The organism is Flavobacterium sp. (genome assembly GCF_043720215.1).
Taxonomy (GTDB): domain Bacteria; phylum Bacteroidota; class Bacteroidia; order Flavobacteriales; family Flavobacteriaceae; genus Flavobacterium.
The window spans coordinates 1-13,685 of sequence record NZ_JAYSSZ010000094.1; the positions used below are offsets into that span (position 1 = coordinate 1).

General features: G+C 33.7%; 17 protein-coding genes. 6 read left to right on the plus strand and 11 right to left on the minus strand.

All coding sequences use genetic code 11. From position 1 onward, the window contains the following. Positions 1–285 precede the first annotated feature (285 nt). Complete coding sequence (locus tag ACHZC3_RS04470) at positions 286–840, minus strand: DNA-3-methyladenine glycosylase I (RefSeq protein WP_394758681.1); 555 nt, start codon at positions 838–840, stop codon at positions 286–288. Between the two features lie 74 nt (positions 841–914). On the opposite strand from ACHZC3_RS04470, the gene ACHZC3_RS04475 reads away from it, so the two are divergent. Then, positions 915–1,538, plus strand: coding sequence for a thioredoxin family protein (locus ACHZC3_RS04475; protein WP_394758682.1), 624 nt, complete (start codon positions 915–917; stop codon positions 1,536–1,538). On the opposite strand, the gene truB is transcribed toward ACHZC3_RS04475, so the two are convergent. The 4 genes from truB to ACHZC3_RS04495 are packed head-to-tail and all read right to left on the minus strand — an operon-like array spanning position 1,492 to position 4,172. Further along, positions 1,492–2,202: a tRNA pseudouridine(55) synthase TruB gene (gene truB, locus ACHZC3_RS04480; RefSeq protein ID WP_394758683.1), complete on the minus strand. Its 711-nt coding sequence runs from the start codon at positions 2,200–2,202 to the stop codon at positions 1,492–1,494. The two genes, ACHZC3_RS04475 and truB, sit on opposite strands and share 47 nt — an antisense overlap. Positions 2,203–2,208: 6 nt before the next feature. Beyond that, entirely contained in the window at positions 2,209–3,018 is an 810-nt protein-coding gene (locus tag ACHZC3_RS04485) for an undecaprenyl-diphosphate phosphatase (RefSeq protein ID WP_394758684.1), read from the minus strand. A 3-nt stretch (positions 3,019–3,021) separates the two neighbouring features. Continuing rightward, complete coding sequence (locus ACHZC3_RS04490) at positions 3,022–3,255, minus strand: DUF3098 domain-containing protein (RefSeq protein WP_394758685.1); 234 nt, start codon at positions 3,253–3,255, stop codon at positions 3,022–3,024. Positions 3,256–3,296: 41 nt separating this feature from the next. After that, positions 3,297–4,172, minus strand: coding sequence for a cell division protein FtsX (locus ACHZC3_RS04495; RefSeq protein WP_394758686.1), 876 nt, complete (start codon positions 4,170–4,172; stop codon positions 3,297–3,299). A 312-nt stretch (positions 4,173–4,484) separates the two neighbouring features. Between ACHZC3_RS04495 and leuS the strand changes: the two genes are divergently transcribed. Then, positions 4,485–7,322 carry a leucine--tRNA ligase gene (leuS, locus tag ACHZC3_RS04500; RefSeq protein WP_394758687.1) on the plus strand — a complete coding sequence of 946 codons (2,838 nt, stop codon included), beginning with the start codon at positions 4,485–4,487 and terminating at the stop codon, positions 7,320–7,322. A 176-nt stretch (positions 7,323–7,498) separates the two neighbouring features. Then, complete coding sequence (locus ACHZC3_RS04505; RefSeq protein ID WP_394758688.1) at positions 7,499–8,179, plus strand: zinc metallopeptidase; 681 nt, start codon at positions 7,499–7,501, stop codon at positions 8,177–8,179. A gap of 53 nt (positions 8,180–8,232) precedes the next feature. On the opposite strand, the gene ACHZC3_RS04510 is transcribed toward ACHZC3_RS04505, so the two are convergent. Then, a complete protein-coding gene (locus tag ACHZC3_RS04510; RefSeq protein ID WP_394758689.1) occupies positions 8,233–8,703 on the minus strand; it encodes an Lrp/AsnC family transcriptional regulator in 471 nt (156 codons plus the stop codon). A 158-nt stretch (positions 8,704–8,861) separates the two neighbouring features. Continuing rightward, positions 8,862–10,232 carry a saccharopine dehydrogenase family protein gene (locus tag ACHZC3_RS04515; protein ID WP_394758690.1) on the minus strand — a complete coding sequence of 457 codons (1,371 nt, stop codon included), beginning with the start codon at positions 10,230–10,232 and terminating at the stop codon, positions 8,862–8,864. A 119-nt stretch (positions 10,233–10,351) separates the two neighbouring features. Here ACHZC3_RS04515 and ACHZC3_RS04520 point away from each other — a divergent pair, with 119 nt between their 5' ends. From ACHZC3_RS04520 to ACHZC3_RS04530, 3 genes are read left to right on the plus strand one after another with little or no spacing between them, the layout of a single operon-like run. Further along, positions 10,352–10,684 (plus strand): DUF423 domain-containing protein, encoded by a 333-nt coding sequence (locus tag ACHZC3_RS04520; RefSeq protein WP_394758691.1) that lies wholly within the window; start codon positions 10,352–10,354, stop codon positions 10,682–10,684. Next, entirely contained in the window at positions 10,653–11,597 is a 945-nt protein-coding gene (locus ACHZC3_RS04525) for an RHS repeat-associated core domain-containing protein (RefSeq protein WP_394758692.1), read from the plus strand. The genes ACHZC3_RS04520 and ACHZC3_RS04525 overlap by 32 nt, the downstream gene beginning before the upstream one ends. Positions 11,598–11,604: 7 nt before the next feature. Further along, positions 11,605–12,156: a hypothetical protein gene (locus tag ACHZC3_RS04530; RefSeq protein WP_394758693.1), complete on the plus strand. Its 552-nt coding sequence runs from the start codon at positions 11,605–11,607 to the stop codon at positions 12,154–12,156. Here the strand turns inward: ACHZC3_RS04530 and ACHZC3_RS04535 are convergent. The 4 genes from ACHZC3_RS04535 to ACHZC3_RS04550 form a co-directional block, all read right to left on the minus strand. Further along, a complete protein-coding gene (locus tag ACHZC3_RS04535; RefSeq protein ID WP_394758694.1) occupies positions 12,153–12,464 on the minus strand; it encodes a hypothetical protein in 312 nt (103 codons plus the stop codon). The two genes, ACHZC3_RS04530 and ACHZC3_RS04535, sit on opposite strands and share 4 nt — an antisense overlap. A gap of 74 nt (positions 12,465–12,538) precedes the next feature. After that, positions 12,539–12,838 (minus strand): type II toxin-antitoxin system RelE/ParE family toxin, encoded by a 300-nt coding sequence (locus ACHZC3_RS04540; RefSeq protein WP_394758695.1) that lies wholly within the window; start codon positions 12,836–12,838, stop codon positions 12,539–12,541. Further along, a complete protein-coding gene (locus ACHZC3_RS04545) occupies positions 12,835–13,077 on the minus strand; it encodes a hypothetical protein (RefSeq protein ID WP_394758696.1) in 243 nt (80 codons plus the stop codon). Before ACHZC3_RS04545 ends, ACHZC3_RS04540 begins: the two co-directional genes overlap by 4 nt. 1 nt (position 13,078) lies before the next feature. Further along, positions 13,079–13,444: a helix-turn-helix domain-containing protein gene (locus ACHZC3_RS04550; RefSeq protein WP_394758697.1), complete on the minus strand. Its 366-nt coding sequence runs from the start codon at positions 13,442–13,444 to the stop codon at positions 13,079–13,081. Between the last annotated feature and the right edge of the window lie 241 nt (positions 13,445–13,685).

Sequence of the window (13,685 nt, forward strand, 5' to 3'; positions counted from 1 at the left end):
AAGACATACTGTAGTCTTTTTGGGTACGCTTTACATAGCGAGGTTCCTGGGTGTTTTCCATAACGATGAATTTATGTATCGCTATTTTAGGACAAGACAAAGAGTAAAATAAAAACACACACTACTGTAAATGCAGGTTTTACATTATTGAGGGTTTTGGGCTTAATTTAAAGTTTGCTTTGTAGCTTTGAAGTCACTGAAAAACCGAAGTTTTCGGATTATTTAGTCAGCAACAGCCATAAAGATTGAGAACATTTTATTTTTTTAGGTCAGGAATCTAAATAACTAACTTCTTGTCCAGCAATCTTCCACATGATCATTTACCATTCCTGTGGCTTGCATATGCGCATACATTACCGTTGAACCTACAAATTTGAAGCCTCGTTTTTTTAAATCTTTGCTCAAAGCATCTGATATTGCTGAGGTTGCAGGAACGTCTTTTAGTGTTTTTGGCTTATTTTCAATCGGTTTCCCATCTACATAACCCCAAATATAGTTGCTGAAACTACCAAACTCCTTTTGAATTTCCATAAAAGCAATCGCATTTGTCACCGCCGATTTTACTTTGAGCTTGTTTCTAATAATACCTGGATTTTGTAATAATTCTTCTTGTTTTGCTTCGGAATAAGCTGCTATTTTTTTATAATCGAAAGCATCAAAAGCCAATCGAAAATTTTCTCTTTTGTTCAAAATAGTAATCCAACTTAAACCCGCTTGAAAAGTTTCAAGAATTAAAAACTCGAATATAGTTGCATCATCATAAACAGGTTTTCCCCATTCGTTATCGTGATATTCTTTATATAAATCGGAAGACAAACACCAAGTGCAACGATTTTTCATAAAAAAGAGTTTTTTTCAAATGTAAGAATTTGTTTTAAATTTATTTGTAAATTTACTATTCCAATTTAGATTATATGAAGACAATTATAGCTAAAAGTTTTATAAATTCACTCTCTTATTCAGAATATCGAAACATCATTTCTGAACTAATTAGACAGGATAAATCTACTGGAGACGAGCAATCCGACGATTTACTTATGTACAGCAAGTTGAACGAAACTAGAATGAATAGATTAGATAAAACAATTCATGTAGGAATTGAAAGTTCACAAGAATTGAATTCTCTTAAACATCAATATTATTGGTTGGTTCTTGCTGAAGGATGGTGTGGTGACGCAGCTCAACTAGTTCCTATTTTTAATAAAATGGCCAATGCATCAAACAATATAGAATTGAAATTACTGTTTAGAGACGAAAACAAATCGTTAATGAATATGTTTTTAACCAATGGAAGCAAATCAATACCAAAACTTATAATCCTTGAAAAAGAAACCTTGCAACTCAAAGGAACTTGGGGGCCAAGACCAGAAGGTGCAACGAAATTAATACGCAGTTATAAACAACAATATGGTGTTATTGATGAAACAGCTAAAGCAGAATTACAATTGTGGTATTTGCACGACAAAGGATTGAGTACTCAGAATGAATTAACTACTTTGATGCATCATTTGGAACAATTGACTCATCAAACAAAGTAACATCGATGGCATTTTTTACATCATAATCACCAATTTTTGTTCTTCTTAAAACCGTAAGATGTCCACCGGATTGCAAAGCCAATCCAAAATCATAAGCTAACGAACGAATATAAGTTCCTTTGCTACAAACGACTCTAAAATCGATTTCTGGCAAGGCAATTCGAGTAATTTCGAATTCGTGAATTTGTGTTTTTCTAGAAGCAATTTCAACTTCAACACCAGCACGAGCGTGTTCGTATAATCGGACACCATCTTTTTTAATTGCTGAAAAAACAGGCGGTTTTTGGTCTATTTCACCTAAAAATTGTTTTACTGTTTCGTGAATTAAGTCGGAGGTAATATGTTCTGTTGGGAAAGTAGCATCAATCTCGGTTTCTAAATCATATGATGGCGTTGTGGCACCAATGTAGAAAGTTCCGGTATATTCTTTGGCTTGACCTTGTATTTCGGAAATGCTTTTGGTGAATTTCCCCGTACAAACTATCAACAATCCCGTTGCTAATGGATCTAAAGTTCCCGCATGACCAATTTTAAATTTTTTGGGTAAACCTAATTTATTTATAAGCGCATATTTTAGCTTATTTACAGCTTGAAAAGAGCTCCATTTTAAGGGTTTGTCTATCAGTAAAACTTGACCGTTTAAGTAATCTTCTGGAGTAAGCAAGGTTAATTATTTTAAATAAGTGAAATAAATCAATAGAAATGAACCCACAATAATTCGGTACCAACCCCAAGGTTTAAATCCGTATTTTTTGATGATTTCGATAAAAAATTTGATAGCCAAAACCGCAACTATAAAAGCAACAACATTACCAATAAGGAATATTTTGATGTTTTCGTCCGATTTCAAAACCAATTCATAACCTTTCATTTGTGAATTTTCGTATGTTTTCAAAAAAACAGAATAACAAGTTACAGCAAGCATCGTTGGTACGGCAAGAAAGAAAGAAAACTCAGCAGCAGCTTGTCGTGACAATCCTTGTTGCATACCGCCAATAATAGATGCGGCACTTCGGCTAGTTCCAGGCATCATGGCTAAACATTGCCAAAAACCAATAGTTACAGCTTTCTTTATAGTAATGTCTTCTTCTTGTATAATTGTAGGGTTTTGAAAATAATTATCGATAAATAATAATATAACGCCACCAAGTATTAAAACAATGGCAATTGGAATAGGATCTCCAAGAACAGCTTCAATCTTATCATCAAATAATTTTCCTAAAATCAGTGCAGGAACTACTGCACAAGCCAATTTGATAAAAAAATTAAATTTAGAAAAGTCGAAAAATTTTCTCCAATACAAAGCTACAACAGCCAAAATGGCTCCAAACTGAATAGAAACTTGAAATAATTTGACAAAATCATCATTTTGAATCCCAAAATAAGAACTTACAAATATCATGTGTCCAGTTGAAGAAACTGGTAAATATTCAGTAAGACCTTCAATTATGGCTATGATAATAGCTTGAAGAATTTCCATGAATTACTTTTTAGGATTTTTCAAAATAGAATAAATCGTAATCCCAAAACCAATTAAAACCATTGTTGGCGCTAATCTAATTCTTCTAAAACTAAAAATTTCGGCATTAAAAACTGCTGGGTTATCGCTTCCGCCACCAGACATGAGTATAAATCCAACTGCAATAACTGCAATACCGATTAATAAAATTTTATAGTTTACTTTTTCAAAAAGAAATCCTTGTTCTTTATTTTCCATTTTTTTATTTTTTGTCACCCTGAGCGTAGTCGAAGGGTAAATTAATAAAGATCGTCTGTTCTTAAATTTAAGAATCGTTGTGTTGCAAAATAAGTACTTAGTAAAGTAATTAAAATTCCAATACCAAAAACACCTAATAAAATAGCAACAATTGTCAATTTATCATTAAAAATTCCAAGATTAGGAAAATTAGAATCAATATAAAATAAAACACCAAGCAAAGCAGCAATAGCAATTCCGGCACCTATCATACCCAGTTTTACACCACGCCAAAGAAAAGGTTTTCTAATAAATGATTTTGTTGCGCCCACCATTTGCATGGTTTTTATGATAAATCGGTTGGAATGTATCGACAAACGCATCGAACTATTGATAAGTAAAACGGCAATCACACAAAAAAGACCGCTAATGATAAGAATCCACAAACTTACTTTTTTCACATTGTCGTTTACCATATTTACCAATTGCTTGTCGTAAACAATATCAGAAATCATTGTATTTTCACGCAATTTGCTTTCAATTTTTGTGATACTGTCTGCCACTACATAATTAGCTCTTAGATGTATATCATAAGAATTTTGCAAAGGATTCATACCTAAAAACTCGAGAAAATTTTCCCCAATAATATCGGTATGTTGCTTAGCAGCAACATCTTTCGATACATAAGTAAATGTTTTAGCATACTTCGAAGCCTTCAATTCCGATTTAAAGTTGGCTAAAGTCGTGTCTTTTGCTTCATCTTTAAAATAAACCGACATTGCGATTCCTTCTCTAAAATCGTCTGACAATTTTTTAGAATTTACAACAAAAAGACCCAACATTCCAAGCAAAAACAACACAAGGAAAACACTTAACACTACCGAAAAATAAGACGTGATTAATCTACGTTTTTGAAAATTATCGAAAGAAGAACTCATACTTAATAAAATTATTGGGTAAAAATAATAAAGAATTTCTTTATTTAAAGTTATTAACGTTCAAACTTTCCATTTTCTTATAATAAATGTAAATTTGTCGCAATAAAAATGACATACTGAGCATAATCGAAGTATTTGAAGCGAATGGCTTGCGCATTTTTGCAATTCATTTTCCTGCTGTTGTTACAATCTCGCCAAGAAAAATGGCGAGGATTTCCACTTCCATCAGGGCTAAAAGACAAATCATTTTTGTGTCAGAATTTTACAAAACCTTTGAGTCTTTGCATCTCAGAACCTTAGAAACTTTTTTTAATGAAATACAATCCAAACGAAATCGATGCCAAATGGCAAAAACACTGGGCAGACAATCAAACATTTGCAGCAAGCAATACGTCAGACAAACCCAAATATTATGTTTTAGACATGTTTCCTTATCCATCAGGAGCAGGATTACACGTTGGGCATCCGTTAGGATACATCGCATCAGATATTGTAGCGAGATTCAAACGCCACAAAGGATTCAATGTATTGCATCCACAAGGTTATGATTCTTTCGGGCTTCCTGCCGAACAATATGCGATACAAACTGGGCAACATCCAGACAAAACGACTAAAGAAAACATTGCCCGTTACCGTGAGCAACTAGATAAAATAGGATTTTCATTCGATTGGAGTCGTGAAGTGCGCACCTCAAATGCCGATTATTACAAACATACCCAATGGATTTTCATTCAATTATTCAATTCTTGGTATAACAAATCGAATGATAAAGCCGAAGACATTTCGACATTAGTTTCCATTTTTGAAAACGAGGGAAATGCTAATTTAAACGCAGTTTGTGATGACAACATTGCTCCGTTTTCTGCTCAAGATTGGAACAGTTTTTCATCAGACGAACAACAACAAATACTATTACAATACCGTTTAACGTATCTAGCCGAAACCGAAGTCAACTGGTGTCCAGGTTTGGGAACCGTTTTAGCCAATGACGAAATCGTAAATGGCGTTTCAGAACGTGGCGGACATCCTGTGATTCGTAAAAAAATGACACAATGGAGTATGCGTATTTCTGCTTATGCCGAACGTTTGCTACAAGGACTAAACGAGATCGATTGGAGCGAAAGTATCAAAGAATCTCAACGCAACTGGATTGGGAAGTCAGTAGGAGCCATGGTTTCATTTAAGTTGAAAGAACACAAGGAAAATATCGAAGTCTTTACCACTCGTCCCGATACTATTTTCGGAGTTACGTTTATGACATTGGCACCAGAACACGAATTGGTGGCAAAAATCACAACTCCAAAACAAAAAGCAGCTATTGAAGCCTATATCGAAAAAACCGCAAAACGTTCCGAAAGAGAACGTATGGCCGATGTAAAAACTATTTCTGGAGTATTTACAGGTGCTTATGCCGAACATCCGTTTACCAAAGAACCAATTCCCGTTTGGATAGGCGATTATGTACTCGCAGGTTACGGAACTGGTGCCGTGATGGCGGTTCCTTGTGGCGACGAAAGAGATTATGCTTTTGCCAATTTCTTCAAAGGACAAAACGGAATGCCAGAAATTAAAAATATCTTCGATAATGTCGATATTTCTACTGAAGCGTATGGCTCGAAAGACAATGTAATTATTGCTAATTCGGACTTCTTGAATGGTTTAAATTACAAAGAAGCGACCAAAAAAGTTATTGCAGAACTCGAAACGTTAAACCAAGGACAAGGAAAAACAAATTACCGTTTGCGTGATGCTGTTTTCTCTCGTCAACGCTATTGGGGAGAACCGTTTCCGGTATATTATGTGAATGGTTTACCACAAATGATTGATGCCAAACATTTACCAATCAAACTTCCAGAAGTAGAAAAATATTTACCAACCGAAGACGGACAACCGCCATTAGGAAACGCGACAGTTTGGGCTTGGAACACTGAAACCAATCAAGTTGTCAGTTCGAGCGCAGTCGAGAACATAACTATTTTCCCATTAGAACTAAACACGATGCCAGGTTGGGCGGGAAGTTCTTGGTATTGGATGCGTTACATGGATGCTCATAACGAAAACGAATTTGCTTCTGCAGAAGCATTAAAATATTGGGAAAATGTCGATTTGTACATTGGCGGAAGCGAACACGCCACAGGTCATTTATTATATTCTCGTTTTTGGAACAAATTCCTAAAAGACAGAGGTTATGCACCAACCGAAGAACCTTTCAAAAAATTGATTAATCAAGGAATGATTTTGGGAATGAGTGCTTTTGTTTATAGAAGTGAAGATTCTAAAAAATTATATTCAAAAGGGTTAATTAAAGATTTGAATGTTCATCCAATCCACGTTGACTTAGCAGTTATCAATGATATAACAAACGAATTGGATATCGAAGCTTTTAAAAAGCATCCATTATATTCAGATTATGCAGAAGCTGATTTCATTTTAGAAAATGGCAAATACATCGTCGGTCGCGAAATCGAAAAAATGTCTAAATCAAAATACAATGTGGTCAATCCAGACATGATTTGCGAAGAATACGGAGCAGATACTTTGCGTTTGTACGAAATGTTCTTAGGTCCACTCGAACAATCAAAACCATGGAACACCGCAGGAATTACTGGTGTTTTCGGATTCCTAAAAAAACTATGGCGTTTGTATTTTGATGATAATGGGTTAATCGTAACCAACAACGAACCATCGAAAGACAGTTTGAAATCGTTACACAAAACCATCAAAAAAGTCACAGAAGACATCGAGAATTTCTCTTTCAATACTTCGGTTTCTCAGTTTATGATTTGTGTCAACGAATTAGGAACACAAAACTGTCACGAAAGAGCGATTTTAGAACCGTTAGCCATTATTCTTTCGCCTTATGCGCCGCACATTGCCGAAGAACTATGGAGTCAGTTAGGAAACTCTGAATCCATTTCGACAGTTGCTTTTCCTATTTGTGAAGAGAAATACTTAGTAGAAAGCGATAAAGAATATCCAGTTTCGTTTAACGGAAAAATGAAATTTACAATCAATTTGCCTCTGGATTTAACACCAGCTCAAATTGAAGAAATCATCATGAAAGATGAGCGAACTATCAAACAACTCGACGGAAATATGCCTAAAAAAGTGATTATTGTTCCTGGGAAAGTGATAAACTTGGTTGGGTAAGTAACAATATAACCACATAGAAACATAGATTTTTGTATGTGAATGAGTTTGCATAGAAAAATCTATGTTTCTATGTGGTTAAAAAGAATAACCGTCAAATTGACATTCTAAAAAATTGGTACATAAATTGATAATTATTTTATAATTTTAAATTTTAAAACTAAAACAAAGAAATTATGGGAATGAGTTATATGATATTAGCGGGAGCAATTATGCTAGCAAGTTGGTTAGTAAGTTCACGACTAAAAAGTAAGTTTGAACACTATTCTAAATTGCAATTGCAAAACGGAATGTCTGGTCAGGAAATTGCTGAAAAAATGTTAGCCGACAACGGAATTCGTGATGTAAGAGTGATTTCGACACCAGGACAACTAACAGATCATTACAACCCAACGGACAAAACTGTAAATCTGAGTGAAGCGGTTTATAACCAACGAAATGCAGCAGCAGCAGCCGTTGCAGCTCACGAATGTGGTCACGCCGTGCAACACGCTGTGGGTTACCAATGGTTAACGACTAGATCAAAACTAGTTCCTGTTGTAAATATTGCGTCAAAATATATGCAATGGATATTATTAGCAGGAATCTTGATGATTAGAACTTTTCCAGCATTGCTATTAGTAGGAATTGTAATTTTTGCTGCAACAACCATATTTTCACTGGTTACTTTACCAGTAGAATACGATGCGAGTAATCGCGCATTAGCTTGGTTAAAAAATAAAAATATGGTTAACCCTGCAGAATATGCTGGGGCAGAAGATGCTCTAAAATGGGCTGCAAGAACCTATGTCGTAGCAGCTTTAGGATCTATTGCCACGTTGTTGTATTATGTTTCTATTTATATGAATAGGAGGTAAGTAACAACTAAAATTTAAATCTAATCCGCTTCGAAAGAAGCGGATTTTTTTATTTACAACTGTATTTGTCTTTCAATTTGTTGTTCAAGTGAAATAAACGTTTCTGTTCTAGAAACACCGTCTATGGTTTGAATCTTTGTGTTGAGTAAGTTCATTAAATGCTCATTGTCCCGACAAATAATTTTAATTAGAATACTCCAATTTCCAGTAGTATAATGACATTCTAAAACTTCAGGTATTTTTTTAAGTTCTCGAACAGCTTCGGAGTTTCTGGCCGCTTTATCAAGATAAACGCCCACAAATGCCATAGTGCTGTAACCTAAAACTTTTGTGTTTACTATTAGTTTTGATCCAGAAATGACATTAGCATCTTCTAGTTTTCGCAACCGTTGGTGAATGGCTGCTCCAGAGATTCCTATTTTATTTGCAATTTGAAGAATTGGTTTTCGAGCATCGACCATTAAATCACGTAGAATCTCTTTGTCGATACCGTCTATTTCTATTTGTAACTGATTTATCTTCATAAGTTAATAATTTAAAGTAAAAATAGAGATTTAGTTTTAAAATAAATCCTAAAATCAAAATTATTAAAGAATTGTTTATTTGTCATTTCGACGAAGGAGAAATCTCATACAACTATTTTTGATGAGATTTCTCCTTCGTCGAAATGACAAACTAGTGACTAAGTCCTAATTTTATCAGGATTGTATCCTACATAAGGCATTTCGGTTTCTTTGAAATGAATACCATATTCTTCTAATTCTTTTAAAATAGGTAAATACACTTCTTCTTTAATAGGCAATTGCACTCCTGGTGTTTTTATTTTCCCGTTCAGAATTGCTAAGGTCGCCATAGCTACAGGTAAACCAACTGTTTTTGCCATCGCGGTATACGTTTGGTCATCGCCAATACAAACCATTTTAGAATCGATTTGTTTTTGCTCACCATTCAGTTCATATCCAAATTTATGATACATCACAATCATGTCTTTGTCTTGCGGTTGCAAAGTCCAGCTATCGGTCAATATTTTTTCGAGAATTTGTGCTGGAGTAGCATCTTTTAGACCAACGATTTTATTTTTGTTAAACAAATCTAGTTCAAGCAATTTGTCCCACATGATATCATCTTGTTCGATTCCAAGAGCCAAACGAAGTTTAATTTCGACAGAATCGGTTGGGTGATACGGCAGAAATAAATTCACAAAATCGCGGTAACTAATGGTTTCTGAATCGTCAATTATATACGAATCGTCAGTCATTCCTAATTGTACAAACATATTCCAAGCTTTAGAATAGCCCACTCTTCTAATTGTACCACGATACAAAGTTAGAATATCATCTAAACCATAAATACTTCGGTATTTTAGAGAATCACGGTTGGCATAACCTTCAAAACGACCATAACCTTCTACTTCGAGAAATTCGGTTCTACGGAATAATTTATGATACGGAATATATTTATATGTTCCTTCTTGAATAAACTTTGCAGCGCCGCCTTGACCCGCTAAAACTACATTTCTTGGTGCCCAAGTAAATTTGTAATTCCAAAGATTGTTATCCGATTCAGGAGCGACTAATCCGCCACAAAAAGATTCGAAAAGAATCATTTTTCCGCCTTTGTCCCTGATTTCGTCAATAACTTTCATAGCACTCATGTGGTCGATTCCTGGATCAAGTCCAATTTCGTTCATAAAAACCAAATTATTTTCTTTGGCAGCAGCATCTAATTCTTGCATGGCATCGCTAATGTACGAAGCAGTAACCATATGTTTTTTGTAAACAATACAATCTTTTGCTACTTCAATATGCATGTGAGCTGGCAACATAGAAATAACAATATCTGCTTTTTGAATTTCAGTTTTTCTCTGATTTGCATCAAAAATATCTAAAGCAATGGCAGTAGCATTCTTGTGGTTGTTGGTTTTTCTTTTGGCTAAATCAATAGACAAATCGCCAATTGTTAGATGCAAGTTTTCGCTTTCAGATTTACCTAAAAGGTATTTTATAAGTGACGAAGCCGATCTTCCTGCTCCTATGATAAGTATATTTCTCATTAGTATGGATATAAAAAAGTGACGCAAATGTAGTAAAATGTTACCTAAAAGTCGCAAGTCAAAAAGTTTTAAAGTCATAACGTCTCAACATTTTGTATTTTTGAATAAAATTTTTAAAAATGAATAGAAAAATCATTCTCACAGCCTTATTTTTTGGAATTATATCGATTGTTTTAGGAGCTTTTGGTGCACATGCTCTAAAAAAAGTCTTAACCCTAGAACAATTATCCTCTTTTGAAGTCGGTGTGAGATATATGATGTATCATGCTTTTTTTCTGTTTTTTATAAGTTCAACACAAATGCTTTTGGATAAACAAAAAAAGATAGTTTATTATCTAACTGTTTTGGGAGTTGTATTGTTCTCAGGGTCAATATTTTTGCTCTCTACAACGGGGATTACAGGAATTAATTTTAAGTTTCTTGGACCCCTTTGGTCAGTTAGTGCCAAATAGGCATGGTAACTCATCTTCATATCGTTATGGGTTTAATGGGAAGGAATTAGACAACGAACTCAAGGGAGAGGGGAATAGTTATGATTTTGGTTCACGCGTGCATGACCCACGTATTGGAAGATTTTTAAGCCTAGACCCAAAGATGAGTGAATATTCAAGTATGTCACCTTATTGTTATGCTGCTAATAACCCAATTAAATTTATAGATATTAATGGTGAAGGACCTGGTGATGAAATACCATTAAACATACCTTCTTCTCCCGAAAAAATTGATACTAAAATATGGACTCCTATAAAGCCTAATGAGGGTATTGAAAGAGGGCATACTCAAAGATGGTTTAATAAAGAAACTGGAACCACATTAGCTTTTGATCAAGGTAAAGACGGAGCCCCAAGATGGGAAGGAAAAGATCACTTTCATGTTTATAATAAAGAAGGTCAAAGATTACAAGCTAGTGGTGAAGTTGCAGGAGGTGTAAAGGATGGTAAATCATTTTATAATAAAAGTGCTGCAAATTCTCATTTCACGCCTGATGAAACCACTCAAATAAAAATAAAAGTACCTTCAGCTAAAACTATTATTAGAGGAACAGTCAAGGCTGTAAAAATAGTTAATAGAGTACTGGTTCCCGTTGCAGTTGTAGCCTCTGTGTATGATGTAGCGACTTCTGACAATAAACCAAAAGCTATAGCAAGTCAAGCTGGTGGATGGACAGGCGCATGGTTAGGCGGTAAAGCTGGCGCTAGTGTTGGCGCCACTGCCGGTGCTGCTGTAGGTGTTTGGTTTTTTGGAGCTGGCGCTGCCCCTGGAGCAGCGATTGGCGGTGTAATTGGTGGATTCGTTGGTTCTATAGGAGGTTATATGGCAGGTTCAAGTGCAGGAGAAGCTGCTTATGATGCAACAAATAAATAAATTTACTATGATTGAAACTAATTTAGAATTGGAGGGTAAATGTTTACTTAATCTAACTGAAAAAAAAGATCAGTATTTATTTACTTGTAATGGTTTTAATGTATTAAAGACATTACTATCTATTTCAGATATTGATAAAATTATTATTGAAGAATTATTTTTTGATTTAGGTGAAGGTGAAACTTATAAGTCCTATTCTTTAAATGAAACCGAGGTAATAAATACTTTTAAAGGACTTACGAAGAAAATAGAAGAATTTGTTTTAATTCATAATCCCTTTTTTATTAACACATTGATTTTTAAAACACCAGTCTTTAAAATATCTATATTTGATGGACGTGAATTTGTTATTGAATTTGAAAAGGATTCAATAAGTGATTTAAAAGCTATGATTGTAAAATTAATTGAAGAAGCTTTTGATTTTTCAGAAAAAAATTCTTTAAATATTTTTTATGCTTTGAAAAATAACTTGAACAAGGAAGTGCTAATAAATACAGATGGTGAAATTCAAGGCATATATAAAGACTTTGATGAATATTTATCCATTCATCGGTATTAATGTTCTTTTTTTAAGCACTCAAGAGCCATATTTTTAATGTCTTCTGCGGTTAATTTTGTTGCTTTTTTTGGTGATGGATATTTGTTTGTTACTTTTATTAACATGCAAGAACAATATTCAAAGGCTTGTTTTTTAGACATATTTGTTTGGGCATTTTTTAGACAATTTTGAATAAACGCATGATTTTCATCTTTTGTCCATTCCATTATATCTGTAATCTGATTTATTTTAGTAGTATCCTTCTTAACTTCTTGGGAAAAAACATTAACATTAAGAAATAGAAAAGCGAAAATTGAAATGTATTTCATGATTATTTTAAGGTTTTATTTGAATATATAAGAGTCTAACCGTAAAAAAAAAGTTAGGTTTTTGTTCTTTAAATTTATCTATTCGTGTAATCTTTAGGATTTTTATAAGCGTGAATCACGGCAAGAACAACGATTTGTTTTTTAGCATCATCAACGATATAATGAATGTGATAGGGAAATTGTTCTAAAAGAACGGTTCTAACGTTTTTGTACTTTATCTGAAAAGCGAGAGGAAAGTCGGCAATGTATTTTTTGGCTTCTTCTACTCGGTCTAAAAAAGCGTTGGCAAGTTCGGGATTTATGCTTTTATAATAATCAACAATATCTTCAATATCAAAAATTACTTTGGGTTTGTTTACAAAAGTATGGCTCATATTCTTTTTCTGATATTGGCAATTGTAGTATCAAAATCTACTACATCATTAGGATTTTTGTAATAATCGTCTAAACGTTCGTCAAGAATGTCTTTTTGCCACGAAGCAAGTTCTGTTGCGTTTTGAGACTCTTCTTTTTGCAAATCGGTATATTTTCCTTTTAGGTCTTGCCATTCCTCGATAGGAATAAAAACACCTGTTGTATTCCCTCTGTTGTCGTGTATAAATTGTAAAGTCATATTATTGGGAGATTAATTGTTGTAAATTATCTTTCATTCTTTTGTTAGAAATAGCAAGGTCAATCATTTTTAGTAACGCTTGTTGCTCATCGGGGTCTAAATTATCAATTAATTTTAACTTTTCTAAAAGAGGTAAATTAAGATTGATATCAACATCAGTTGAATTAAAAAACTCTGAAATAGAAACACCAAAAACTTTAGCCAACTTCTCAAGTGTAGAAACAGAGGGCTCTACTTTTCCGTTTTCTATACGGCTGTATTGTCCTTGTGGTACGCCAGAATCTGCACAAATCTCTTTTTGCGAAAGATTTTTAACATCTCTAAAGTGTTTTATGTTTTTTGCTATTAAACTAACTGTCTGTGTCATAATAAAATCGTTATTAATGCAGTAAAATTAATAAAATAAGCTACAATATACAACTTAATGAAATTTATGTTTGTTTTATTATGCAGTTAAATATATATTTGTACTTATTTTTAATATTCATTTTAACGCATAAAATAATTTTCAGCTATGCAAAACAATCTCAACACATCAAACCCCAACAATTACATTTTCGACACCAAATATCTAAAAATACAAATATTGGGAGGTATTAGGTTTAATA